The 1,701-nt window shown below is 58.6% G+C and carries 1 protein-coding gene; it reads left to right on the top strand.

The annotated features are described in order from the left end of the window. Positions 1-249 precede the first annotated feature (249 nt). The gene (locus IE273_RS45565; protein WP_189820548.1) at positions 250-1,506 is read left to right on the top strand and encodes a hypothetical protein; all 1,257 of its coding nucleotides are present in this window, start codon (positions 250-252) and stop codon (positions 1,504-1,506) included. The last annotated feature ends 195 nt before the right edge of the window (positions 1,507-1,701 follow it).

Here is a 1,701-nt window from a genome sequence, read left to right as displayed (position 1 = left end):
ACCACTTTGTACATAGCACCTACCACACCGGAATTCCTTCCCTCCACCAGTCTTTCCTTTCAACCAGCAAAACCCCCCACACCCGCCGCCATGTTGTCCACTGTTTACGTTGCTTGCCTTTTGGCCACCGCTGCCTTTGCTACCCCCACCACTCACGCTCCTCGTGGCTTCGCCCAATACTCGCAAGACGCCGCCAGTGCTGATCGGAGCCACGCCTCGCAAGCGTCCTCCACCCCATGGAGCAATAGCATGAGCAGCTCCGACACCAGCAACTCTGTTAACAGCCACAACTCGGGCTCTGTTTACAATGGCGGTCTTGGAAATGGACTCGCGTTCGGCGGTGATGTTGACCCAGGCTTTGGCGGAGCGGCCGGCTTCGGTAACTTTCAAGGCGGCGGCTACAATGCTATGAGTGCCAACAGCGCGAATGCCAACAGCTTCCAGGCTGGGGGATACCAAGCTGGAGGTCTCGGTGGGTTCGGCGCCGGCGGCAGCAGCTTCTCGTCCAGCCAGCAGAGCTCGAGCGTCTCGTCGGTCAGCTCCAGCTTCCAAAGCTTGAATGGGCTTATCGGCGGCTTCCAATCCCAGCTCGCGGCCGGCCAGCTCACTCGGGACCTCGCGTTCCAGCGATGCCAGCAACTTGCCCGGTCCTTCCAGGCCGTCCTGAGCCAAGCCAACAACTGTGGCATTTGCTTCAACGACCCGGGCCAATTCGGTAGCATCGCCTCGAGCACCTTTAGCCAATTCACCAACTTTGTGAGCTCGTTGCAATCCAGCTTTGATGGAAGCGCCTTCAGCCGAATCGCGTCTCCCTTGTCGGGTCTCACCTCGTCCTTCCAGCAGTTCTTCCAGAGGACGTCCGCTTCCTCTGCGATCAGCACCAGCAGCCTCATCCCGCAGAACTTCGGCCCGGTCTTCCAAGGCATCATGCCCTCGGTTGTCCAGCAGTTTAGCGCCAACAGTTTCAACCAGCAATCCAGCAGCAACAATTTCCAGGCTGGTGGGTTCGGCGCCGGCGGCAGCAGCTTCTCGTCCAGCCAGCAGAGCTCGAGCGTCTCGTCGGTCAGCTCCAGCTTCCAAAGCTTGAACGGGCTCATCGGCGGCTTCCAGTCTCAGCTCGCGGCCGGCCAGCTCACTCGCGACATCGCGTTCCAGCGATGCCAGCAACTCGCCCGGTCCTTCCAGGCCGTCCTGAGCCAAGCCAACAACTGCGGCACCTGCTTCAAAAGCCCGGGCCAATTCGGTAGCATCGCCTCGAGCACCTTTAGCCAATTCACCAACTTTGTGAGCTCGCTGCAGACCAGCTTTGGCGGAGATGCCTTGAGCCAAATCGCGTCTCCCTTGGCGTCGCTCAGCTCGTCGTTCCAGCAGTTCTACCAACGGACCTCAGCCTCTTCGGCTGTCAGCTCCACCAGCATCTTCCCCCAGGACTTCGCCTCGGTCATGCAGCCCATCATGCCCTCGCTCGGTCCAGTCTTCCAACAGTCGGCCTTCCAGAAGAAGTAGATCATTGCTTTTTCTGTTGTTACCCTCGCTAGGGAGACTCCCTTGCCTCTTCAGGCTCCACGCCATGTAACTCGCCATGTAGCCATGTGCACCGTTTTGTCTCTTTTCTTCTCTTCGCATGTGCACAGTCTTCCTTTACCTGTATAACTTCCTGGACAATGTTATGCAACTTTCTCGCAGCCGTGGTTCATTTTC

Source organism: Streptomyces olivaceoviridis (genome assembly GCF_014650115.1).
GTDB lineage: Bacteria > Actinomycetota > Actinomycetes > Streptomycetales > Streptomycetaceae > Streptomyces > Streptomyces olivaceoviridis.
This window is presented reverse-complemented; position numbering and strand designations above follow the sequence as displayed.